Origin of the sequence: Alteromonas sp. S167, from assembly GCF_036864375.1 — a bacterium.
GTDB lineage: Bacteria > Pseudomonadota > Gammaproteobacteria > Enterobacterales > Alteromonadaceae > Alteromonas.
In genome coordinates, this window is sequence record NZ_JAZETR010000007.1 from 170,600 (window position 1) to 193,841 (window position 23,242).

The window sequence follows — 23,242 nt, forward strand, 5'->3', positions numbered from 1 at the left end:
TCTTTTATTGTCGTTTGTGCTTGGGCGTTCAGGTATTAGCTGTTTCTATCGAAGTGTTTAAAATCGACATCTTCTTGTTTCTCGCCAGCATTAGGGTCGTTAAAGATGCTCTCATCAAGCGCACCTTCACTTTTTGCTACAACGCAAGACACCATGCAATCGCCAGTAATGTTTACCGCGGTGCGGGTCATATCTAACAAGCGGTCTACACCAATAATAAGCGCAATGCCTTCAACAGGTAGGTTCACTTGCTGCAAAACCATGGCCAGCATAATAAGGCCTACACCGGGTACGCCAGCAGTTCCGATAGAGGCAAGCGTTGCGGTAAGTACAACCATCATGTAATCGCCAAGGCTTAAATCAACAGCGTAAACCTGAGCAATAAATACGGTAGCCACACCCTGCATAATGGCCGTACCGTCCATATTAATTGTGGCGCCAAGAGGCAGCGTGAACGATGAAACCGAGTTACCTACGCCAAGTTTATTTTTCGCGGTTTCCATAGTAACAGGCAGGGTAGCGCTACTGCTTGATGTACTAAAAGCAAACAGTGCTGCGTCGCGCATTTTCTTCAGCAAAATAAGCGGGTTTAAGCCCGATAATACTTTAAGTAATACCGAGTACGTCACTAAGCCATGTAGCAATAATACGCCGAATACTAAGAAGAAATATTTCGCCAAGCTAAGAATTGTGTCGCCACCTATTGTTGAGAATAGCTTCGCCATTAGCACGAATACGCCGTATGGCGCTAAATTCATGATTATGGTAACCAGACGCATAATAACGGTGTTGATGTCTTCGAAGATAGCGGTTAGGCGCTTTCCAGCATCGCCTGTCATTGCCATGGCAATACCAAACAATACGGCAAAAACAATAATTTGCAGCATGTTGCCTTGAGCCATCGAATTGATGGGATTACTTGGGAACATGTTAACAATAACGTCAGAAAGACTAGGCGCCTCTTTAGCCTGATAAGTGGTTTCGGTGGCCAGATTTAAGCCGTCACCAGGAGAGACTATTAAAGCTATACTCATAGCCAGTGTAATAGCAATAGCCGTTGTGACAACATACAAACCAACCGACTTAGCGCCAAGGCGTCCAAGTTTACTTGGATCTGAAAGGGTGCTTGTACCGCATATTAACGACACGAACACTAAAGGCACCACAAGCATTTTCAAGCTGGCAATGAATATCTGTCCGAGGGTTGAAAATATACCTTCAACAAGAATGTTATACGTTGATAGCTCTAAACCGAATACCGAAAAAGTGAAATCTCCGCTATCATCAAACAAGAATTGGAGAAAGACACCAGTCAAGATACCGGCTGCCATGCCGATAAAGATACGAGCGGTTAAGCTATACTTATGTGCAGATGAAGACATGAATGTTTCCTGTGCATTATTATATTTTTTAATCACCCGTAGTTTGCCAGATTCAGTTGATTTTTAAACATAAAAAACGACGCAATTGTCAATAAAAGAGGTTCAGGAACGAATTATGTCGACATTCGCGAAAACGCTAAGCCTAATTAGTGCATTATTCATGCTAACTGCATGCGGAGGAGGCGGCTCTGTCTCTAGAGAAGAAGTCGATAATGGCGGTGGTGGCACACCGGCACCTGATCCGACGACAACCTATACCATTTCCCTCACACTGGAAAACGCCAGTGGTGTAAGCGATAATAACCTTACTCAAGACAATAGCCTTGTTATTGTGGCAAACGTAACAGACCAAAATGGTGATGCGCACGCCAACGCACTTCTTACATTTTCCCTTAGCAACGATGAATTAGCAGAGTTTGCAAACGATACAGGAACTGCAAGCACGAATGCAGACGGTGTAGCACGACTGGGTATAAACGCCAGGACCGCATCGGGAGCTGGCGAGATTACCGCCAGCCTTAGTACAGGTGAAACGGGGCGAGTAACTTTCAATGCCACCGCTACCAGCACTACTGATGAAACTATTAGCGTTTCTTTGCAATTGCAGAACTCAAGTGGTGAAGCAGATAGCAATTTAACCGCCAATAACGAGTTAACTGCACTAGCAATGGTTACTAATGCGCAGGGTGAACCACAGTCGAATGCATTACTTACCTTTACGCTCAGTAATGATGAATTGGCAGTGTTCTCAAACGACACTGGCACTGCATCTACGAACGCTGATGGTATTGCTACGATAACAATGTCGGTAGGTTCGCTTTCGGGTGATGGTGAAGTAACGGCGACGTTGGGGTCGGGCGAAAGCGCAACTACAACGTTTAGCTCTGCGGGCAGCACTGCGGTGAGTGCGCAGCCAGCATCACTAGAACTCTTTGCTAATAGTATTCAGCTTGCTTCTAGCGGAAGCGATGAAGTAGAACTCATAGCGCTAGTGAAAAATGAACAAAGCGTGCTTATGGAAGGTGTAGATGTGAGCTTTTCAGCGGCTTCTGGTGACGGTGTAGAGCTTCAACTTACGCAGCCACAAACCGCAGCGGATGGCACTGCTCGCGCTATTTTAACGTCTCGTAATGATGCGTCTAACCGCACAATAACCATTACATCATCAGCAGGCGCGCTGACGGAAACCGTTCAAATTACTATTGCGGGTACAGAGGTTACTATTAACGGTGCATCGTCGGTTATTTTAAATGATAGCGTTGACTACACTGTAAGGGTGCAAGACTCAGACGGTACTTCTATTCTTAACCAAGACGTTACGCTCTCTGCTTCAAATGGAACGCTAAGTGCGAACACGGTTAATACAGGTGCCAACGGTCAAGCGACGGTAACTTATACAGCAACGGCGTCAGGCGAAAATACCATCACCGCGTCTGCGCTAAACGCTGAGTCGACGTTTACGGTACAAGTGCAGCAAGACGAGTTTAATTTCGTTAATCTTCCAACAGCAGAAATTCCGGTAAATCAGTCTCAAACCATTACCGTTGAATGGCGACAAAATAATGCTGCGGTTGTCGGCCAAGACGTTACGTTTAGTGTGTCACGTGGCGAAATTGCTGGCAATGCTACGGTGACTACCGATGCAAACGGCCAGGCAAGCATAGATCTAAGCTCAACGAATGCGGGCATTTCGTCAATAACCGCAACAGCCTCTGACGGCAGTGGTGCGGTATTGGTTTCAGCACTAACGCAGGTAGAGTTTATTGCTACGACACCACACACCTTGATTGCCGACGCGTCACCTGATTTGCTAGGGCCAGACGGTCAAACTAGCACAATAAGTGCTGTGGTGCGCGACGAAGACGGTAACCTTGTTAAAAATAGTGTAGTTAACTTTACCGTATCAGATGTATCAACGGGCTTTGTATCACCATCACAAGCTACCACCGACAGTAAAGGTATAGCAACAACGGTATTTACGTCTGGCTCGGTGTCTACACCAGAATCTGTTGTGATTACAGCTTTCGTGGCTGACGACACAGCAATTGATGATCAAGTTATTCTGACAGTGGGCGCGAGAGCGTTTGATATTTCGATCGGAACTGGAAATGAAATAGAAAACCTTAATTCTACCAGTTATCTCAAGCGTTTCGGAGTATTTGTCTCTGATTCCGCCGGCCAGCCTGTTAGTGGTGTTGATCTTACTGCATCCATTGCGCCAGTAAAATTCAATAGAGGCGGTGAGTATCGTACAGGGTTCTGGGCTTTTGATGATGTTGCAGACCTATGGGTTCCTGTAGTGAATCAAAACTGTGAAAACGAAGATGTAAACGACAACGGTATTTTGGACACCACTCCTCGTGATGAGGACACTAACGGGGATGGTGAACTTACTCCAGGACTGATTGGTACATTAACTTTCGCGAACGGTTCAGTAACAGATGAAAATGGTTATGCCGAACTAGAGTATCGCTATCCGAAAAGCTATGCGGTTTGGTACGACATCGTTGTTACAGTGTTTGGTCAGTCTACAGGCAGTGAAGCGCAAGCGTCTATGGATTACAGCTTAGGGATATTAGCAGATGATGTGAATGATGAAGGCTCAGCACCACCTGCGAACCCATTCGGTGTAACTGATCAATGTACATTGGTAACTCCATAGTGCTACATACTGCTAATGCATAGCTGCATTAGCAGTAAACGCTAAACAAAAAGCCGGCATAAGCCGGCTTTTTCATGTGTATAAAAGCAAAGTTTTACAAGCGTAAACTATGCCTGCTGGAACGGGTACACCGAACCAAGTTTCAGTAATTGCGTAAGTTCATCAAGTGCCGTGCGCGACTCGATAAGAAGCTGCGGATCACGTAAATCATCTTCGCTTAATTGGTCGCGGTAATGCTTGTCTACCCATGCATTAAGGCGCTCAAACTGTGTATCGTTAATCAATGTATTCTGATTAACGGCAGCTAGCTCTTGGTCGTTCATTGCAACGCGCAATCGCAAACACGCAGGGCCACCACCGTTACGCATGCTTTGTTTTACATCAAAGTAGTTTACCGATTTTATTGGCGTGCCAAGGGTGACTAGTTTGTCTAAGTAGCGCTTAACTGCGTCGTTCTCTTCACACTCTGTTGGCGCAATAATTGTCATATCACCGCTAGGTAGCGTAATAATTTGCGTGTTAAACAAGTAGGTTTTTACCGCGTCAAGCACAGACACTTCATCGGTAGGCACCTCAATAAAGTGAAGTGGCTCTTCGCCAAATTTAGCTTGAAGCTCTTTCAAGCCAGCTTCTTTTTGGTAGAAAGCTTGCTCGTGGAAAAACAGCACGTTTTGGTTACCAACAGCAATAACGTCATTGTGGAATACACCTTGGTCAATAACGTCTGGATTTTGCTGCATGTATACCACACCGTCATCGTCTAACCCATGCAAACGGGCTACTGCCTGGCATGCTTCAAGTGTTTGTCGTGCTGGGAATTTCTTTGGTGCAGGTTTGCTAGTATCGAATGCGTGGCGGCCATAAACAAACAGCTCTACGCCAGCTTGCCCGTAATTGCTGCACAAGCGTGTGTGGTTAGCTGCGCCTTCATCACCAAAATGTTCATTATCGGGAAGGTGCATGTGATGGGCAAAGTGTTTCTCGTTGGAAAACGTGCCGCGCAAGATGTTTCCGGTTACGCGAGGTTCAAGAGAGCGATGGAACTTGTTCGTAAGATTAGCAGGCGTAAAGTGTACTCTACCGTCTGCGGTATCGGCGCTAGGAGACACGGTAGCGGCATTTGCTGTCCACATGCTACTTGCAGAACAACATGCCAAGAAAATCTCGCGAGACTGCTTTGCAGCGCTTTCTAAAACACGCGCATCAGAGCCTGTGAACCCTAAACGACGCAGGGCGGCAATATCTGGGCGCTCTTGCGGTGCTAAGACACCTTGAACCATTCCCATATCAGATAACGCTTTTGCTTTTGCTAATCCTTGCTTTGCAGCTTGTTTCGGACTGCTAATTGCATTGGCATTGTTAAGTGAAGCAACATTGCCGAATGACAAACCAGCATAGTTATGGGTAGGGCCAACTAGACCATCAAAATTCACTTCAAACTGCTTCATACTTTCCCTCATTGTTGGTGTTTTTTCGATTGACCGCTACGCTACACAGTTAGCAGCAGGGGCAACCGTTGCACTTTTTAATCCCCAAATCGCCCTTCTACGAAAGCACAATATAAGGTTGGAATGGCTGGCATTATACGGCTTTTAAAGGCAATGCCAATCGAGGTGGTTAATATTTGTACGGTTTTTGCTCGCGTTTGAAGCAGTGTGAAGAATAAGTATGAAGAAGATCTTGTTTTCCATTCACTTTGTAGATATATGTTAAAAAAGAGCGAGCGCCCTATATATAGTGCAATGGGGCTCCATATTCAGGAATTTGACGTAAATAGTCATTAAAAATCAATAGGTTTAGTTCAATTATATGGCAAAATCACTGGTCATAGTCGAATCACCAGCCAAAGCGAAAACGATAAATAAATATCTTGGCAAAAATTTTATCGTAAAAAGTTCGGTTGGCCACGTACGGGATCTTCCAACGAAGGCTTTAGGCAAAGTAGAGCCTAAAAAACCGGCAAAAGAACTCAAGACATTAAGTGATGATGAGAGGCAAGAGTACCTTCGTCGTCATGAATATTTAAAGCTTGTAGACCGAATGGGTGTTGATCCAGAAAAAGACTGGAAAGCGCATTACCAAGTGCTACAAGGCAAAGAAAAAGTAGTAAACGAACTTAAAAAGTTAGCCAAAGATGCTGACACCATCTATCTCGCAACCGATTTGGATCGCGAGGGAGAGGCTATCGCATGGCACTTGCAAGAACTGCTTGGCACCAAAGGTAAAACTTACCAACGCGTGGTGTTCAACGAGATTACTAAAAATGCGATCCAAGATGCGTTTTCAGCCCCAGGTGAGCTGAATATTTCTCGTGTAAACGCGCAGCAAGCACGTCGATTCCTAGATCGTGTTGTTGGCTTTATGGTGTCGCCACTTCTGTGGAAGAAAATTGCGAGAGGTTTGTCGGCAGGGCGTGTACAGTCGGTAGCAGTGCGCCTTGTGGTTGAGCGTGAACGCGAGATAAAGGCATTTGTTCCAGAAGAGTTTTGGGACGTACATGCCGATTTAACCAGCCAGCAAAAAGATGCGTTGCGCATGCTAGTTGCCAAGCATCAGGGAAGTGCGTTTAAGCCGAAAAACAAGGCTGAAACCGACAAAGCGTTAAGTGATTTAGAGAGCGCTAGCTACACAGTTGAGAGCCGCGAATCTAAGCCGACGCAAAGCCGTCCGTCTGCGCCGTTTATCACTTCAACGTTGCAGCAGGCTGCAAGCACCCGTTTAGGTTTTGGCGTTAAAAAGACAATGATGATGGCCCAGCGCCTTTATGAGGCGGGCTACATTACCTATATGCGAACCGACTCTACGAATTTAAGCCAAGAAGCTGTGGAAAGTGCACGCGCATACATCGCTGACAATTTCGGTAACAAATATTTACCTGATTCACCGCTTCGCTATGGTAGCAAAGAGGGCGCACAAGAAGCTCACGAAGCCATTCGTCCATCGAATGTTAACGTAAGCTCGGCAAGCCTTGGTGATATGGAGCGAGACGCACAGCGTTTGTATGAGCTTATTTGGCGTCAGTTTGTGGCATGTCAGATGACTGCAGCGAAATACGATGCCACTACAATTAGAGTAGCAGCTGGCGACTATGAGCTTACAGCCAAAGGTCGCGTGCTTAAGTTCGATGGTTGGACGCGTGTTCAGCCACAGTTGCGCAAGAAAGGTGACGAAGAGCTGATGCTTCCTGACGTGCAGCAAGGCGATGTACTTAGTCTTAAAGCGTTAGATCCTAAGCAACATTTCACTAAGCCTGTTGCACGCTTTAACGAAGCGTCGCTGGTTAAAGAGCTTGAAAAGCGCGGTATTGGCCGACCGTCAACTTACGCTAGCATCATTTCAACCATTCAAGATCGCGGCTATGTACGTTTAGAGAATAAACGTTTCTACGCTGAAAAAATGGGTGAAATTGTTAACGACCGTCTGATGGAAAACTTTGACGACCTAATGAGCTTTGACTTTACGGCAAACATGGAGCAACAACTTGATGATATCGCCGAAGGTAACAAAGACTGGAAAGACGTTCTGAATGAATTTTACAGCGGTTTTTACGGAAAGCTGCTGAACGCTGAAAAAGACCCTGAAGAGGGCGGAATGCGCCTAAATCAGGCAGTGCCTGCTGGCGTTGAATGTGGTAAATGTGGCCGTGAAATGAATGTGCGCACAGCGTCAACCGGCGTCTTCTTAGGGTGTTCTGGCTATAATTTGCCGCCTAAAGAGCGCTGTACCAACACCATGAACCTCACACCAGGTGACGAAGTGGTGAAAGTAGATGACGAGGAAGAGCTAGAGACAGAAGCGCTTCGTTCCAAAAAGCGTTGCCCGAAGTGTGGCACTGCGATGGACAGCTATCTTGTAGATGAAACGCGCAAGTTACATGTATGTGGTAACACACCAACCTGTGACGGCACGCTTCTAGAGACGGGTACCTTTAAGATTAAAGGCTATGACGGTCCTATTATTGAATGCGACAAATGCGGCAGCGATATGGAACTGAAAAACGGCCGTTTCGGCAAGTATTTCGGTTGCACTAACGAAGAATGTAAAAACACACGTAAGCTGCTGCGTAACGGTGAAGCTGCGCCACCTAAAGAAGATCCGGTAGATCTACCAGAGCTTCCATGCGAAAAGTCTGACGCACATTTTATGTTACGTGATGGTGCTTCTGGTATTTTCTTAGCGGCGCATAACTTCCCTAAATCTCGCGAGACTCGTGCACCTAAGGTGGAAGAGTTAGCACGCTTTAGAGACCGTATTTCGCCCAAGTTTTACTACCTAGCGGATGCGCCGCAGAAAGATCCAGATGGAAACGCGGCTATTGTTCGATACAGCAGAAAAACCAAACAGCAATACGTAATGTCGGAAAATGACAGCGGTAAAGCGACGGGGTGGTCTGCATGGTATGACAACGGCAAGTGGCAGGAACAAGCTGCTAAAAAGCCTGCTGCTAAGTCGAAAGCGAAGAAAAAGTAGCTGCATAGAGTAGTCAAGTGGAAATTAGCGTGAGCACTTTGGCTTCAAAATAAGCTGCTTATGTTAGTAATCTTAAAGCCCGATTTTTTTCGGGCTTTTTGCTTTCAATCAAACCTTTTTTTCCCTTTAGCAAACACGTTACAATACGCAAGAACGTAATTCAGATAGTAGAGATAAATACTATGGCCTCATTACAGGACCAACTACTAAAAGCTGGCTTAGCCGATAAGTCTTCAGCCAAGCAAGCGCGTGCCGATAAAAGAAAAAAACAAAAGCAAAAAAACAAGCAAAAACAGCCTGTTGTTGACGAGGCAACATTAGCGGCTCAGCAAGCGGCTGAAGAAAAGAAAGTCCGCTCTCGAGAGCTTAATCAACTACAGCAACAAGAGCGTGAGAAGCGTTCAATAGCTGCACAAGTGCGTCAGTTAATAACAGTTAATAAGCAAGAGCGTAAGGGCGATACCGTACTTAACTTCACACACGACAACGTAGTAAAACGTATGTATGTGAGTGAAGACATGCACAAACAAGTTACAAAAGGGCGCCTAACAGTTGTGTTGCTAGATGATGCATACGAACTTGTGCCTACACCTGTAGCCGACAAAATTGCTCAACGCGACGAGTCGTCAATTGTGTATCGTGCCGACTTAGACAAGAGCGGCAATGATGGCGTGGACGAGAATGAAGAAGACTGGTACGCCGATTACGAAATTCCGGATGATTTAACCTGGTAACCGTTTAAGTATTAAGCATGGAAAGTATTACGCTGAAGGAATTAGAGAAAGAAGGTGTAACTTATAAACTAGTTACGCCCTCTCTGCGTTATGAGCAAAGTTTTCGAACCTATATCACTGAACTTAAAGATGAAGAGCGCTACCCGTTCGTTTTAGATTTAGATGCCAGTAATTTCAATGACTACTTAAGACGCTTAAACGAATTTAAACAGGGTATTGATATTCCCGAAGATTATGTTGAAAGCTCAACGTTTTGGTTGGTCTGCGAAAACACACTGCTTGGTGTGAGCAACCTTCGCCACCGATTAAATGAACAGATTGCCCATGTTGGCGGGCATGTTGGGCTTGGCATTCGACCAAGCGCTAGAGGTAAGGGGCTTAGTACTTTGCTTCTACGTTGGACCTGTGAGATTGCAAAGACAAAAGGTATCGGAGAATCGCCTAATAAAACACTGCACGTGCATTGTTACTCACAAAATGAAGCATCTAAGCGAATGATTGAGTCTTCAGGTGGTGTTCTTAATTCGACCACTTTAAGCGCTCAGAACGACGTATCTCGCTATAACATCAATTAGCTATTTGAGTGCCATAGCGTAATTGTGGGGCACTTTTCCTATTGAAAGTGTGAGCTGCTAGTTACAATTTACACCTAGAAAGAAAAACCAATAGCGAACCCCGCGACTAAAGCGCTTTTGTGATTACGATGATAATCGTAATGCAATTGAGGTGAAAACGTAAAGCCAGACATTTCCATTTCATAGAGTGCACCAACGCGTACGACTTCCATCTTATGGCTTCCATGGAATTCTACGCCGGGTCCAATCTGAACGATGGCTGCGTTGGTAATATGCAAGTCCGCAACGAGTATAAGCGTATAGGCGTCGAAGTCTTCGCCTGCGTATTCAGCAACCACACCGACACCTAGAAAGTCGTTTACTCTGTATTCATAATCGATGCCTACAGTAAATGCATTCCCCCATGTTCTTGTATAGGTTGTACCGAGTAACGCAGATAAATGATGAGGCGTGTCCTGCCAATGATGCTCTTCTTTGTCCTTGGCGAAACTAGTGTTTGCTGAGAATAATGCGATGAAAACAACAGACCAAATACGCATAACATCGACCACTTTGTTAGTTGTGACAACCTAGAACACGTTCTAGCACTAACTAAACGTTAGTGTAGTCTCGCGGAATGTGCGTAATTTGAGCGAGTAAACTTTAGTTTAGTTTTTCTATAGCCCGTTGAAATATCGATTTATTTTTGTGTCACTCGTTGGATAGATTTCTGCAATATGACACTTGAAGATATATTTGAAGAGAAGCGAAATTGTCGATGAAAAGCGAAAGAAAGGTTGTGTGTGGTGTAAATGAAAAGTACGCCAATTCAAGCTTAGCTGGTGCGAAAAATACTGGGATATAGATGGAGGTAAATCTTAAACGTTCAGTCAACATATCAATGAATAAGAAAGTTTAAATATTTAATTTAAAAATATTAAGCTATATTTTTTTTTGGTGTATTTAGATATTGGTCAGGAAGCTTAGTTATGGTGAGCCTTTTGTCGCTTCCGTTGTTTATCACGTCAAGCCTGAGTCTGCTCCTTGCTGCGTTTTTTACATTACTTTACGTCCGCATTACTCGTTTTCATCAAGAGGCAGTAAAAAATTACATCATCTTCGCAATATCAGCGTTAAGCAATTCCGTATTCTTTGGGGCGTTTGCAATATTTCTCAATTCCGCTGAATTTCCTATTGTGCTAAATATAACCAACCGTATAACGGTTATATCAGCTATGTTCAGCTTTTTGTTGAGCCTGCACTTTTATCTTGCTTTCTTTAATTACCGAGCTCCTATTTTTTTGAGGTGGAGCTACTGCATATGTGTAGTTTTTTCATTTTTCGCTCTCTTCCCAAACGCCTATTTTTTGGGTAGTGCCCTCTTTAGTACGTCAAAATATTATACCGGACTTGTTTATGGTCCTCTCTTTGAGCTATGGGGCGGATGGGTTCTCATTCTTTCTGGGTATAGTGTCTTTGTCATTATAAAGGTTTTTCAACGACAGCGGCAGCGTGGAAAGGTTGGAAGCGGAACCGTATTGTTGCTGTTAATTGCAAATATCGTATGGCTCATCACCGGTGTTTTAGACATGCTTACCGGGCTACAATTTATAGATATTCCACCGCTGACATGGGCTGGGTCTTTTTTCGTTATATGTTGTATTGCTTGGTTGTTGATTAAAGATATTGATGGCCTTTATGAAGCTAAAAGAAATTTGAATACTCAACTAATGTTTGACCATGTTACAAACGCGTGTTCCCGTAGCTATCTCGATGTTCGCATGACGGAAAGTTTTAATCTCTTGTTTCGTGGGCAGCTCTCTTCGGTCGCAGTATGCGTATTCGACATCGACTATTTTAAGGAAGTTAATGATACTTATGGCCACGAAACAGGGGACAGCGTGCTCGCTGGCATCACCAAGGTTGTAAAGGGAGCTATCAGGACTTCGGACTGCATTGCACGGTTAGGCGGAGATGAGTTTGTTATTTTGATTAATAACCACGATGCCCATAACGATGTGCCTAAGCTCATAGAGCGTATAAGGGCCCAGATACTCGATACTGAGTACGAAGTGAAAGGAAGAAAATTTCAAGTTTCTTGCTCTTTTGGGGTAGCGGAAGTGTTGTCCACATTTGATGACACTGGCATTGACGACGTGCCGAGCTTCATTTTGGCAAAGGCTGACGATGCGCTGTACCATGTTAAACGAAACGGAAGAAATAATATTGCTTGTGTTTCCGTTTTGTCAGCTAACAGCTGTAATGATATTGAGTTACTCTCGAGTTTCTAGTGTAGGTTCAACCTTGACAATACCGTATCTGATTGACTCTTGTGTCAGTATCAGCACTTATGCTTACGCTGTCACACGTGAAGTGCTGAAATGCACAGGCAAGTTTATGACAGATCACAAATTCTTTTTTCGTCGACGTCGCAAAAATTTAACATCGACGTTTCGAACGTTTCTTCAATATAGGTATTAGTTAAGAAACGAAAATATAATAGGAATATTATGAGTAGTTTAGATATACGACTTTTTGAAAAAAGGGAGTTTGCTCGTGTTGTGCATCTACCTTCTGACTATCATGTATTTGACTTGTCATCTGGGCCAATGGTGATGCCTGAAGGACAGGAGTATGCCGTAGGGAAATACAATGAATTACGACCTGATATATATAACGCTGAACAATTTAAAAATGCAGATAATCCTGAATTAATACGAAATATTCACATCGGTGTTGATATTTTTGGGCCTAGAAATACGCCCATTCATAGTTTTGATGATGGTGTGGTTTTTTCTCGCGAGTATAACCACCTTGAGCTTGACTATGGCTACACCCTCATCGTTGAGTACCAGATTGAGGGGAACAAATTCTACGCGCTTTACGGACATTTAAGTAAAGCGTCCTTTGAACATAATCCCCCGGGTAGGGCAATTTCGAAAGGTGAAGAGTTTGCTTGGATGGGTGATGTGCATGAAAATGGTGGGTGGACACCACATCTTCATTTACAGCTTTGTACGGAGCAGCCTGATGTTTGCGATATGCCGGGTGTTGTTTGCCAACAGGACATTACCAAAATGTTAGAGCGCTATCCTGATCCAAGGTTAGTTTTAGGTAATCTTTACTAGTCTATTGAGGATTTATATGCACTATCTGCAGACAGCTTATTTTAGGTAAGACGTCGCATTTACGCCCACTTTATAAAACATTTCTTGAATTTTAAAAGGGGTTTGGCAATATCAAATCTTTTATGTTATTACGTTCATTTTTTTAATTGGAGCAGCATGATTTCATGGCAAGTAAAGCAGTTTAACACACTGACCACGAACGAATTATTTGAGTTGTTGAAGCTGCGAGTAGACGTATTTGTTGTAGAGCAAAACTGTGCGTATCCCGAATTAGATGAGAAAGACCGCCACGCTGACTCATATCATCTAATGGGTTTCAAAGACAATGAGCTTGTGGCATGCGCGCGATTGCTCGCACCTGGTGTAAGTTATCCTTCTGCAAGTATTGGAAGAGTAGCCACAGCAAAAAACCATCGCGGTGATGGCCTGGGCAAACTACTGATGCGCGAAGCGATAACACATTGCGAAAAAATTTGGCCAACACATGACATAGAGATAGGCGCGCAAGAGTACTTGAAAGCGTTTTACAAAAGTTTTGGTTTTGTATCTACGTCTACCATGTATCTAGAAGATGATATACCTCACATTGATATGAAGCGCAGCCGAGCGCAGAGGTTTTAATGCTGCGTTAATGTTCCTTTAATCTTACTGAAAAGCGTTCTTCAGAGTTAATACGTACACTCTACTCCTGTTACCGATACGGTACCCAGTGTGTTCCTTCGTGTTGGTCTTCTAAAGCGCTTTTTACTGGTATTCCCAAGTCACGTAAAAACCAGCGCTTTAAGAGTAAGCGTGTAAACTTGTAGCCAATGCACAGCGCCCAGCTTAATGATTAGGCTGGGCTTTTTTTGTGCTTAGGCGATAGCCATTGCCTCTGAGTGTTTCAATAGCAATATCGTTGGCACCACTTAGTTTCTGACGTAACCTGCTAATGTAAACATCAACCACATTAGTAAGCGGATCGCTGTGACTTCGCCAAACTCGACTTAAAATACGTTCGCGTGATAGTACCTTCTCGGCGTTCTCAGCAAAGTAATAAAGCATGTCATATTCTAACTTAGTTAGCGTTAGCTCTACCTCGTTTAAGCATACAATTCGCGATTCTTCATCAATAGAAAGTGGGCCAACCTGAAGTGTTGGAGTTTCTACCATCACATTCGCGCGTCGACTTAATGCTGTAATTCGAGCAAGTAACTCATCAAAGTCAAATGGTTTACAAAGATAGTCGTCAGCACCTAACTTTAAACCGTTAACCCGTTCTTTTACTTCGTCTACGGCGGTAAGTAAAAGCACCATAGGTGCGTTAGGCATAGCTTTAATTGTCGAAAGTAGCTCTACGCTATCCTCGTCACCAAACATGCGGTCGAGTACAGCAATAGCGGGCGCTTCCTGCTTTATACGAGTAACAAGGTTATGTAACGCACTTTCTTCCACACATTCATAGCCTTCTGCGCTTAACCCTCTGGATAAGAATCGCAATAAAGGGGCTTCATCGTCGGCAATCAGGATTTTCATTACTTGTGTCTCTTCTAAAAAAGTTTTCTTCATTAACAATAAAAGGGGATATCTTTTTCTTTATTCACTGTCTGGCGATGCTTTAATAGCAAGCATAAATTCAGAGCCTTTTCCTAAGGTGGAGTGTGCTTCAAGCTTTCCGCCATGGGCCTCAGCAATGGCTTTAGCAATGGATAGCCCAAGCCCCATTCCATCACCTTTTCGTTTAAGTCGTACAAAGCGTTCAAACACGTGCTCTAGGTCGCCAGATGAAATACCATCGCCAATATCGATAACTGAAAGCGTAACCCAGTCGTTATTTGAACTCACTTTTAGCGTAATAGGCTGCCCTTCGTGAGAATACTTGTGCGCATTTTCAATAAGAATAGTGAGAGCTTGTAAAAGGCGTCCTTCATCGATAAATACAATCACATTGCGATTCACTGCCCATTCAAGTTTAAATTCTCGGGGCTTAGTGACTTTTTGCCATGTTGAGGTTTGCTGTTCTAGCAGGGTTTTCAGATTTGTTTTTGCAAGGTCTAGCGTAAACTCGTGCATTTCTGCACGAGCAAGAAGTAATAGGTCATCAACAAGTTTGCTTAGGTTAATGGCTTGTTCTAGCACGGTTTCTAACGTCTCTTGGTAAATTTCGTTAGTTGCCGAACGTTGTCTTAACGTTACCTGCGCTTCGCCGCGTATAATGGTTAGCGGTGTTCTTAGCTCGTGACTTACGTCTGCCATAAATTGGCGTCGTTTAGCGTCAATTTGCGTGAGTTTACTGTTGGCTTCTTTGAGCGCTCGTGTTCTGGTTTCTACTTCAAACTCAAGTTGTTTTCTGTAGGCATCGGCTTTGTCTTCGTGTTCGGCCAGCCTTGTGATCATAGAATTTAACGCCTTCACTAAGTCGGTAAATTCATCGTCTAGGGTTTCTGGAAGCCGGTAGTCATAATTGCCTGATGCAATGGCATCTGTGCCTGTTCTTATTACCGTCAAAGGTTGATAAAGAGAGTTAAACAGCCAAAAACAGCCAAGCAAAATAAACGGGCAGGTGATAATGCCAAGGCAAATAGTAAACCACACAATACTGGTATTAAGAGTTTCAATACTTGCATTAATCCTCGATACCACGCGGGTTTGACGAGTTACTGCCGAGTTAATTGCTTCTCTAAACTGATTATCAATCGTCGATTCAAGCAACGTTTGCAAACGTTGTTGTTCATACAGTGGAGCTGAATCGTTACTTTGCGCAATGGCTCTAAACTCGTTCACAATCTCGGCAATTAATGCCTCAAGCTCGTCAGTATCTTCTACGCTGCCTTGTGTAGCTTCAATACCAAGCGCTTCGCGTTGGGCAAGTTCGAACTGTTTTATACGCACAAGAGATTGTTGTATTTGCTGTTGCTTGTTTCGAACTTTGGCCTGATTAGCATTTTTGCCAAAAATAAGCTCATCGGTTAACTGTTTAAACAGGCGGTACGAGATACTAGAGAGCTGCTGATGCTCTGAAAGAAGCGATTGTGCAAGCTGACTTTGTTTAAGGTTTGCCCGCGTTAGATGAGCAGAAACGGCTGCGCTAGCAAGAGCAATAAGAAGAATAAAAGTGGATAGCAGACCAAATAGGTATAACTTGCGTTTGTACATAAACATTACGGAACGACATAAAGAATATATTAAATACGTGTAATGCCGGCGAAAAGTGCACGTTATGCAATTCTTTGTACTTGGAATTGGTTAAGTTTCTACCCTGTCGCATTACACTTGTGCAAGTGCGATAGCAGTTTGCTCTTGAAGTAAGCGGTCTATTTTCCAATGCCCAGGGCTCCAACCCGATAAAAATCGGTGAAAATCAGCGCAAGCAAAACTAAATAACCCACGCCATTGCCTTTCGATTTCCGCTATTTCGTTTTCAGAGAATACCGAAACCGGGTAGGGCGTTGGCGTTGAAGGGGACTGGTTTTCCAATTGCGTGTTACGGGTGCGAAGTGCGTTTTTCAATGTTTCAAAGTATATCGTTAATAGGTGTGTCAAATAGGTTGTTTGTTCATCAGTTGTTAGTGCGCTGCCCAAAAAATAAGCCACATCTTTTATTCCTACGCCATAACCAACATATTGAAAGTCCACTGCTGCACAGCTTTCAAAATTCTCGGTAAAGCAGAAGTTTGCAACCTTTGCATCACCATGCACGAGTGTTTGATAACTACAATTATTCAACGCTTTATCTAGTTCATGCGCTTTATGTTTTAGTTCGCAGTCGGGCATGGCAGCAAGTTCATCCATTCTTGTCGCTAAGTGCCAATAGGTACCTTGTTGCCACACTTCTAGCTCATTTGTGTGTATTGCATCACGCTTAACAAGAAATTGCGCATGAAAAGCCGCTAGCCATTGCAGCACGGTTTCAGATTGCGTAATAGACAGTGACGATGCGCAACGAGAAAACCCAATAGTTGCTAAGTCTTCCATAACAAGCATTGTGTTTCCGTTATTAGATTCGCTAGCCACATGCTGTGGCACGTAACACTGTGGTGAGGTGAGTGGCTGTAGGTATTTATAAAATGCCTTCTCTATAATAAAAGACTGCAACTTACGCTGGTGGCCTGTGTTGTTATTCCATCCTCTAGGATGGCTAGTGGCATTGGCTGGGCTGGCACACTTTACTACCACAGCGGTAGGCAGCTTAAGCTGTGATGTTTGTGCAGAAGAGTGTTCTAATGTTGCTCTAAAACATTCTCCGTAACCACTCCACAACGTTTGAATTAACGTTGTAGACGTTACGTTTACGTTGCATAGCCTCTTAAGCCAGTCTATATGCTGCTGTTGAACACGCATTGAATAACTCCTACTTACGCCCCGTACAGTTCACTGGATATACTGACGGATCATGCCCAAATAAAAAAGCCGCTGTTAAGCGGCTTTTCAAGTTTTGGCGTTTTTTTAGCGTGACTTTGGCTTTTAGCTATCTACACTTGTCGGAAGTGTAGTTGGCGCCGACGCTTTCGACGTAGCTTTAGCAATAGCAGCTGTTTTACCTGATACTACTAAAGCAGGTCGAGCTTCGTCGCTTTTGGCAGTAAGCGCAACATCAACAAACGTATCGTTAACTTCAACTGGCAGAGCCATAGGGTGTGAAGCGCGACGTTTCCCTTTACCGCTTGCTGCAAGCGCTGAGTTTATCTCACCAGCAGATGTCGCAACAGTCTGTGCAGAAGCCTGTGAAGTGGCCTTTTCAGTAGCAGGCGCTTCTGAAACGCCATCTTCTTTAACTTCTTGCTGTGTTGCCGTGTCTTCTGCCTTTACAGCTTCTTCCGATGCTTGTTCAGATAAGTTAATCTCAACTTGCTCTGGCTTCACATCGTTTTGCGATGATGCCTCGGTTTCCACTTCAGGTGCTGTATTTGCATCTTCATTAGCAGATACATTAGCAGGTACATCAGCAGCGCTTTCTACATCTGTCTGAAGTGTAGCTTCATCTGAGCTTTCATCACTGGTGCTTTCATTTGAATCGCTCTCAGGTGCATCAAATTGAAGTTCATCTTGAACAACTTCAACATTAGCTGTTTTCGGCGCTACCTTCTTAGCTGCTTGCTCGGCTTCTTTCTCAGCGGCTTCTTTCACAGGTGCAGCTTCAAGCTTGCCCGGTTCAGTCGCCTGAGTTTCTTCAACTACAGGAGCATTGTTGCTAGGCGTTGTATTGTCTACTTCTTTACCTTCACCTGTCGCAGGTTCAAGTAGCCCTGGTTGCTCTGCTTGAGTTTGCGCAACGTCTGCGCTGTCACCCTGTTGCGCTTCCTTCTTACGGCGTTGGCCTGCAGCTCTTACGTGACGTGGAGAACGACGCGAGCGACCGCGACCTTCACGCTTTTGACCGTTTTCGTCATCAGCTTTCGCTGCGTCATCGTTAGCATCTTTAGCGTCAGCAACGTCTGCGTTAGTTGTATTAACAGCAGAAGTCTCAACTGGGGTAACGTCTGCCTCTTTCACATTAGCTTCTGTCGCATTTTGTACATCATCTGTTTGTGCAGGTGCTTCGTTTACATCAACTACACTTATAGCTACAGGTTTAGTAGCTTTGTTTTCTGCTGCAACTTCGGTATTTACGTTGTTTTGATCTTCAGACTTTGACGTTTCTTGCGCTTTGCCTTTCTGAACCTCTTTTTTCGCTTCCGAAGCCTTTGGTTTTTGCTTCGGCTGCTCGGTTACAGTTTGACCGTTTTCGTCTTTCTTAACACGAACACTGCGACGTTTGTCACGACGTTTTCTACGCTCAGCAACCTCGCGTTTCTTCTGCGTTTGGTTTTCCTGCTGATCGTTATCATTACTTTCGTGCTTCGGCTTTTGCTGCTCATCGCGTTGCTGTTGAGGCTTGTTACGCTGCTTACGGCCTCGGTTATTACGCTTGTCGTCTTGCTCAGAACGTTGTTCGTTGCGCGACTTACGGTTGTCTTGCTGCTCACCGTCTTTACCTTGTGAAGACTGATTGTTACGGCGGTTATTCTTATTACGAGGCTTACGGCGGCGGTCGTCGTTGTTGCGATTGCGCGCATTTTTGCCACGGTTATTAGACTGTTGCTTCTTGCTTTGCTTGTTGTCTTCTTCGCTTTCAGAGCTCAATAAATCGCTAAACCACTTACCAATTCGCGCAAACAGAGAAGGGCCATCTTCCGCTTGTGCTTTTTCTTCTTTAGGCGCTACCACTGGTGCTGCTGTTGGTGCCACTAAACCTTTCAATGCAGGCTCTTCACGCTTAACAGGTGCTGTAGTTGTGGTTTCTGTTTCAGCCTCTACTGCTGGCATCAATTCAACGTCATAGCTTGCTTCTGATACCACGTCATCCGGACGACGACGAAGCACTTGATAGTGAGGTGTATCAAGGTTTGCGTTAGGAATTAACAGTAAGTCAACACCGTGGCGTTTTTCTAGAAGCTGAATTGATTTACGCTTCTCGTTTAGAAGATAAGTCGCAACTGGCACTGGAAGCTGCGCTTCAATCTGCCCAGTGTTTTCTTTAATACTCTCTTCTTCAAGAATACGAAGAATAGACAGTGCTAAAGACTCCGTACCGCGAATGGTGCCATGACCAGAACAGCGAGGGCATACAATGTGTGCAGACTCACCCAAAGAAGGTCTCAAGCGCTGGCGTGACATCTCAAGAAGGCCAAAGCGAGAGATGCGACCTAACTGAACGCGTGCACGGTCGCTTCTTACCGCGTCTTTCATTCTGTTTTCAACTTCGCGCTGATGGCGAACAGGCGTCATGTCGATAAAGTCGATAACTACCAAGCCACCTAAATCACGCAAACGCAATTGACGTGCAATTTCGTCAGCAGCTTCAAGGTTGGTGTTAAGCGCAGTCTCTTCAATATCGCCACCTTTGGTAGCACGAGCAGAGTTGATATCAATAGACGTAAGTGCTTCTGTAGGGTCGATAACAATTGAGCCACCCGATGGAAGACGAACTTCACGTTGGAACGCAGACTCAATCTGACTTTCAATTTGATAATGGCTGAACAAAGGCACTTCACCGCGGTATAATTTTACGCGGTTAGCAAAGTCTGGGCGCACTAGCTGAATGTGCTGAAGTGCTTGCTCATAAATGCTCGTTTTGTCGATAAGGATTTCACCAATATCACGACGTAGATAGTCGCGAATTGCACGAACAATGACGTTACTTTCTTGGTGAATTAGGAACGGCGCTTCGCGCTGTTCTGCAACATCAGAAATGGCTTCCCAATGCTTAAGTAGAACCTTTAAATCCCACTCTAGTTCTTCGTACGATTTCCCAACGCCAGCAGTACGAACAATAAGACCCATGCCGTCAGGCAGGTCTAGCTTACTAAGTGATTCTTTTAGTTCTGTTCTTTCGTCACCTTCAATGCGACGTGAAATACCGCCAGCGCGAGGATTGTTTGGCATTAATACAAGATAACTACCCGCTAACGATAAGAAAGTAGTAAGTGCAGCGCCTTTCTGGCCACGCTCTTCTTTGTCGATTTGAACAATGACTTCTTGGCCTTCTTTAATAACATCTTTGATGTTAGGGCGGCCTTCGAATTTGTAACCTTTGGGGAAGTAGGTGCGGGCAATTTCTTTAAGAGGTAGGAAACCGTGACGCTCTGCGCCGTAGTCAACAAAAGCAGCTTCTAAACTTGGCTCTACGCGGGTTATTTTGCCTTTGTAGATATTGGCTTTCTTCTGCTCGTGCCCTGGACTTTCAATATCTAAATCGTACAGGCGTTGCCCATCAACAAGGGCAACACGCAACTCTTCTTGCTGAGTTGCATTAATTAACATTCTTTTCATTGTATCTAACTCTGTTTTAGTACAGCCGTTAAGACACAAAATTAAAGTGACATGTGCAAACCCTCACCGCGCAACCTCACGGCTGGACGGGGACCTTGTTGTAACGTCGCATTATCCTTGGTGGGTGACTTTGCTACTTAAACCAGCGTTTTGCTGGTGTTTACTTAGTAAGCGCTTAGGCTGAGTATGCTGGCGCAATTACTGCTGCGCTCGTGTATACGAAAAGCCAATGTCACACTGCGTTTAGGATGTCGGGAGCGACAAGCCCTTGTTACTGTATTCATTGTTACAAACGAAACTATCTTTCGCTTGATTGTCATTTAATTCTGTTAGCTAAACGGCAAACTTATTTTATGTTCGCAAGCATTGATTCAGCTTTATTACGGCAGTGTAGTCGTTGCCTCTCTAGCTCGGTCGGTATGAAAATGTTTTTCATTGCTGATGCCACCGACATCTAAATCACGCTTTTTTGTTTACAAGCATCTTACAACTAGCGCATGACCATGCGTGTTGTTTAATCGGTCTTGCTATTTTTTCACGATGCAACTCACGTAACTGGCCTTTTGGTTTTTGTACCGTTCTTGACCCTTATTGCTACCTGAAAATTTTCGTGTAAAAAACGGCGATAATTATGGCATCAAATACCGAATTTAAGCAAGGAGAGTCACGGAAATATTCAATAATAATTATTTTAAACCGCTCAAAAACACAAAGCTTGTTTAAAAATGCCGCTAAACAATCATTTTTCCTCAATTTTAAACTTTATGTGTATTGCAGAATTAGCATTGGGTATAATGCGCGCATGAAAGATGAAGCTCCCCAAAAAGTTCGTTTTGTAACGATTGAGGCCGACTTAGCCGGCCAAAGAATAGATAATTTTCTACGTACTCAGTTAAAAGGCGTACCGAAAAGCATGATTTACCGTATTTTGCGAAAAGGCGAAGTACGTGTGAATAAAGGCAGGGTAAAACCTGAATACAAGTTACAACCTGACGACCTCGTTAGAATTCCGCCTGTAAGAGTCTCGGAAGGCGCGCCTGCACCTTCACCTAAACTGGCAAAAATTGCAGCGCTAGAGTCGCATATTTTGTTTGAAGACGACCGCATCCTTGTTATTAATAAACCTTCTGGTATGGCTGTTCACGGTGGTAGCGGTTTAAGTTTCGGCTTAATTGAAGGGCTTCGTGCACTTCGACCCGATGCTAAATTTATGGAGCTGGTGCACCGATTAGATAGAGACACTTCTGGTTGTATTCTGATTGCTAAAAAGCGTTCAGCGCTTCGTCATATGCACGAGCAGCTACGCACTGGCAAAATGGATAAGCGTTATAATGCGCTGGTAGCGGGTGATTGGCCAGAAAACCGTTTTAAAGTGAAAGCGCCTCTGCGTAAGAATGTTTTGCAGTCGGGCGAGCGAATGGTGAGTGTAAGTGACGATGGCAAACCCTCTGAAACGCGCTACCGTATTCTCGAACGGTTCGAGGGGGCTACGCTTGTGGAGGCTTCGCCCATTACGGGACGAACGCATCAAATTCGAGTTCACTGCCTTCATGCTGGGCATCCAATAGCCTGCGATCCAAAATACGGCGATACTGAATTCGATAGTGCAATGCAGGGCAAAGGGTTAAACAGGCTGTTTTTGCATGCACGCAGTATTTCTTTGCTTCATCCTGCAACTGAAGAGCGTGTTACCTTTTCGGCACCTCTTGATGATGTGCTGTCAAAAACATTGAGCGTGTTGTAGTTATGCAATTAGGTCACAATAGCGTTTCAGAGGCTAATAAATCACCCCGATACAAACTGGTTATTTTTGATTGGGACGGCACGTTAATGGATTCTGCCGATAAAATTGTGAACTGCATGCAACTTGCGGCAAAGCAATGTGATATGCCAATACCTACTTATGAAGAAGTAGGGCATATTATTGGTATAAGCTTAAAGCCGGCTATTATGCAGCTTTTCTCGATTACTGACTCTGAACTTGGCGATCGTTTGGTTCAAGCCTATAAAGAGGCATTTGTTAGCGTTGATGTAACACCTTGCCCACTGTTTCCTGATGTTGAGGAACTACTTAGTAATTTGAAAACGGCTGGTTGCACACTAGCTGTTGCTACTGGCAAAGCACGAAGAGGGCTAGATCGCGCTTGGAAACAGACAAACACCGGTTTCTTTTTTAGTGCGTCACGTACCGCTGATGAAGCACAATCGAAACCATCGCCCGATATGTTGTTGCAGCTACTCGATGAGCTGGGGTTCGAAGCCAGCGATGCGGTAATGATTGGCGACACCACCTACGATATGCAAATGGCTAAAACTATTGGCATGGATAGAATAGGGGTGTCGTATGGTGTGCATGCTCAAGTGCATTTAGAAGTACTTGAACCAGTTGCGCTGGTTCATTCGATTAAGGAACTACAAGCAGCACTATTTGAATAGTGCTGTAGGTGTTTGGCTCGCCACGCTGGTCTTATCGTGCTCACCTCATTATATTAACTGCACCGCACCTTTAGCTTTTCTTTTT

The 23,242-nt window shown here is 44.3% G+C and carries 16 protein-coding genes; 9 read left to right on the forward strand and 7 right to left on the reverse strand.

Annotated elements, in window-relative coordinates; translation table 11 throughout:
* Positions 1–35 precede the first annotated feature (35 nt).
* A complete protein-coding gene (locus tag V7R35_RS12380; RefSeq protein WP_334015169.1) occupies positions 36–1,382 on the reverse strand; it encodes a dicarboxylate/amino acid:cation symporter in 1,347 nt (448 codons plus the stop codon).
* A 115-nt stretch (positions 1,383–1,497) separates the two neighbouring features.
* On the opposite strand from V7R35_RS12380, the gene V7R35_RS12385 reads away from it, so the two are divergent.
* Positions 1,498–4,044, forward strand: a complete 2,547-nt coding sequence (locus V7R35_RS12385; protein ID WP_334015171.1) for a beta strand repeat-containing protein — start codon at positions 1,498–1,500, stop codon at positions 4,042–4,044.
* A gap of 107 nt (positions 4,045–4,151) precedes the next feature.
* Here V7R35_RS12385 and astB read toward each other — a convergent pair whose 3' ends face one another.
* Positions 4,152–5,492: an N-succinylarginine dihydrolase gene (gene astB, locus V7R35_RS12390; RefSeq protein WP_334015172.1), complete on the reverse strand. Its 1,341-nt coding sequence runs from the start codon at positions 5,490–5,492 to the stop codon at positions 4,152–4,154.
* A gap of 361 nt (positions 5,493–5,853) precedes the next feature.
* On the opposite strand from astB, the gene topA reads away from it, so the two are divergent.
* The 3 genes from topA to V7R35_RS12405 all read left to right on the forward strand — a co-directional run bounded on the left by topA (position 5,854) and on the right by V7R35_RS12405 (position 9,823).
* Positions 5,854–8,514, forward strand: a complete 2,661-nt coding sequence (gene topA, locus V7R35_RS12395; RefSeq protein ID WP_334015173.1) for a type I DNA topoisomerase — start codon at positions 5,854–5,856, stop codon at positions 8,512–8,514.
* 182 nt (positions 8,515–8,696) lie between these two features.
* Positions 8,697–9,248 (forward strand): DUF2058 domain-containing protein, encoded by a 552-nt coding sequence (locus V7R35_RS12400; RefSeq protein WP_334015174.1) that lies wholly within the window; start codon positions 8,697–8,699, stop codon positions 9,246–9,248.
* A 17-nt stretch (positions 9,249–9,265) separates the two neighbouring features.
* Positions 9,266–9,823 (forward strand): GNAT family N-acetyltransferase, encoded by a 558-nt coding sequence (locus V7R35_RS12405; protein WP_334015175.1) that lies wholly within the window; start codon positions 9,266–9,268, stop codon positions 9,821–9,823.
* Between the two features lie 74 nt (positions 9,824–9,897).
* On the opposite strand, the gene V7R35_RS12410 is transcribed toward V7R35_RS12405, so the two are convergent.
* Positions 9,898–10,362 carry a hypothetical protein gene (locus tag V7R35_RS12410; protein ID WP_334015176.1) on the reverse strand — a complete coding sequence of 155 codons (465 nt, stop codon included), beginning with the start codon at positions 10,360–10,362 and terminating at the stop codon, positions 9,898–9,900.
* A gap of 429 nt (positions 10,363–10,791) precedes the next feature.
* On the opposite strand from V7R35_RS12410, the gene V7R35_RS12415 reads away from it, so the two are divergent.
* The 3 genes from V7R35_RS12415 to V7R35_RS12425 all read left to right on the forward strand — a co-directional run bounded on the left by V7R35_RS12415 (position 10,792) and on the right by V7R35_RS12425 (position 13,551).
* Complete coding sequence (locus tag V7R35_RS12415; RefSeq protein ID WP_334015177.1) at positions 10,792–12,093, forward strand: GGDEF domain-containing protein; 1,302 nt, start codon at positions 10,792–10,794, stop codon at positions 12,091–12,093.
* A 219-nt stretch (positions 12,094–12,312) separates the two neighbouring features.
* Positions 12,313–12,930 (forward strand): peptidoglycan DD-metalloendopeptidase family protein, encoded by a 618-nt coding sequence (locus V7R35_RS12420; protein ID WP_334015178.1) that lies wholly within the window; start codon positions 12,313–12,315, stop codon positions 12,928–12,930.
* A 156-nt stretch (positions 12,931–13,086) separates the two neighbouring features.
* A complete protein-coding gene (locus V7R35_RS12425) occupies positions 13,087–13,551 on the forward strand; it encodes a GNAT family N-acetyltransferase (protein WP_334015179.1) in 465 nt (154 codons plus the stop codon).
* Between the two features lie 204 nt (positions 13,552–13,755).
* Here the strand turns inward: V7R35_RS12425 and V7R35_RS12430 are convergent, their stop codons facing one another.
* The 4 genes from V7R35_RS12430 to rne form a co-directional block, all read right to left on the reverse strand.
* Positions 13,756–14,445 (reverse strand): response regulator transcription factor, encoded by a 690-nt coding sequence (locus V7R35_RS12430; RefSeq protein WP_334015180.1) that lies wholly within the window; start codon positions 14,443–14,445, stop codon positions 13,756–13,758.
* A gap of 60 nt (positions 14,446–14,505) precedes the next feature.
* A complete protein-coding gene (locus V7R35_RS12435) occupies positions 14,506–16,065 on the reverse strand; it encodes a sensor histidine kinase (RefSeq protein WP_334015181.1) in 1,560 nt (519 codons plus the stop codon).
* Positions 16,066–16,176: 111 nt separating this feature from the next.
* Entirely contained in the window at positions 16,177–17,250 is a 1,074-nt protein-coding gene (locus tag V7R35_RS12440; protein ID WP_334015182.1) for a phosphotransferase, read from the reverse strand.
* A 123-nt stretch (positions 17,251–17,373) separates the two neighbouring features.
* On the reverse strand, positions 17,374–20,721 hold the full coding sequence (rne, locus tag V7R35_RS12445; protein WP_334015183.1) for a ribonuclease E: 3,348 nt from the start codon (positions 20,719–20,721) through the stop codon (positions 17,374–17,376).
* Positions 20,722–21,523: 802 nt separating this feature from the next.
* Between rne and rluC the strand changes: the two genes are divergently transcribed.
* A complete protein-coding gene (rluC, locus tag V7R35_RS12450; protein WP_334015184.1) occupies positions 21,524–22,465 on the forward strand; it encodes a 23S rRNA pseudouridine(955/2504/2580) synthase RluC in 942 nt (313 codons plus the stop codon).
* 2 nt (positions 22,466–22,467) lie between these two features.
* A complete protein-coding gene (locus V7R35_RS12455; RefSeq protein ID WP_334015185.1) occupies positions 22,468–23,157 on the forward strand; it encodes an HAD-IA family hydrolase in 690 nt (229 codons plus the stop codon).
* Positions 23,158–23,242: the final 85 nt, after the last annotated feature.

Coding starts and splice junctions, on each gene's coding strand:
- rne (WP_334015183.1), bottom strand. CDS start 20,721: ATGAAAAGAATGTTAATTAATGCAACTCAGCAAGAAGAGTTGCGTGTT.
- V7R35_RS12415 (WP_334015177.1), top strand. CDS start 10,792: ATGGTGAGCCTTTTGTCGCTTCCGTTGTTTATCACGTCAAGCCTGAGT.
- rluC (WP_334015184.1), top strand. CDS start 21,524: ATGAAAGATGAAGCTCCCCAAAAAGTTCGTTTTGTAACGATTGAGGCC.
- V7R35_RS12425 (WP_334015179.1), top strand. CDS start 13,087: ATGATTTCATGGCAAGTAAAGCAGTTTAACACACTGACCACGAACGAA.
- V7R35_RS12430 (WP_334015180.1), bottom strand. CDS start 14,445: ATGAAAATCCTGATTGCCGACGATGAAGCCCCTTTATTGCGATTCTTA.
- astB (WP_334015172.1), bottom strand. CDS start 5,492: ATGAAGCAGTTTGAAGTGAATTTTGATGGTCTAGTTGGCCCTACCCAT.
- V7R35_RS12380 (WP_334015169.1), bottom strand. CDS start 1,382: ATGTCTTCATCTGCACATAAGTATAGCTTAACCGCTCGTATCTTTATC.
- V7R35_RS12410 (WP_334015176.1), bottom strand. CDS start 10,362: ATGCGTATTTGGTCTGTTGTTTTCATCGCATTATTCTCAGCAAACACT.
- V7R35_RS12420 (WP_334015178.1), top strand. CDS start 12,313: ATGAGTAGTTTAGATATACGACTTTTTGAAAAAAGGGAGTTTGCTCGT.
- V7R35_RS12385 (WP_334015171.1), top strand. CDS start 1,498: ATGTCGACATTCGCGAAAACGCTAAGCCTAATTAGTGCATTATTCATG.
- V7R35_RS12435 (WP_334015181.1), bottom strand. CDS start 16,065: ATGTACAAACGCAAGTTATACCTATTTGGTCTGCTATCCACTTTTATT.
- V7R35_RS12440 (WP_334015182.1), bottom strand. CDS start 17,250: ATGCGTGTTCAACAGCAGCATATAGACTGGCTTAAGAGGCTATGCAAC.
- topA (WP_334015173.1), top strand. CDS start 5,854: ATGGCAAAATCACTGGTCATAGTCGAATCACCAGCCAAAGCGAAAACG.
- V7R35_RS12400 (WP_334015174.1), top strand. CDS start 8,697: ATGGCCTCATTACAGGACCAACTACTAAAAGCTGGCTTAGCCGATAAG.
- V7R35_RS12405 (WP_334015175.1), top strand. CDS start 9,266: ATGGAAAGTATTACGCTGAAGGAATTAGAGAAAGAAGGTGTAACTTAT.
- V7R35_RS12455 (WP_334015185.1), top strand. CDS start 22,468: ATGCAATTAGGTCACAATAGCGTTTCAGAGGCTAATAAATCACCCCGA.